The following is a 356-nucleotide window of genomic DNA, read 5'->3' as shown; positions in this document are numbered from 1 at the left end:
GTGGACGAACCACTCCATGCCCTTGGKCGCGTGGCGCAATGTCTGACGCCCCAGGCTGGTGTACCAGGCGAGTGCGCCGCCGGCGAGCCTGGCATGGCCGGCCTTTTCCATTTCCTCRTACAGCCCGTTGGCCTTGTCGAACATGTCCCCCAGGGTCTTKGCGCGCTCCAGGCCTTTGCCGGTGTAGTCGTAGATATCGTGCTCGGTGACGGGCAGCGGCGCGGCTTTGGCCGCTTCCCTGGTGCGCTCCATCTCCGCGAGGATGTCGCTCTGGTTCAGCGCGAAGCCTCGCAGGGCAAGATATTGGCGCGGTCGGTGGTGTTGCCCTCCCACCATGTCTGGATGATGTCGGCGGT

General features: G+C 65.2%; 1 protein-coding gene. It reads right to left on the bottom strand.

The features are described from left to right. Window positions 1-336, bottom strand: a 336-nt coding sequence (locus AC1DKV_RS40595) for a hypothetical protein (protein ID WP_477139786.1), incomplete at its 3' end; no start/stop codon positions are given. Between the last annotated feature and the right edge of the window lie 20 nt (window positions 337-356).

It is taken from the genome of Cupriavidus sp. 05T41, from assembly GCF_056396525.1.
This window is presented reverse-complemented; position numbering and strand designations above follow the sequence as displayed.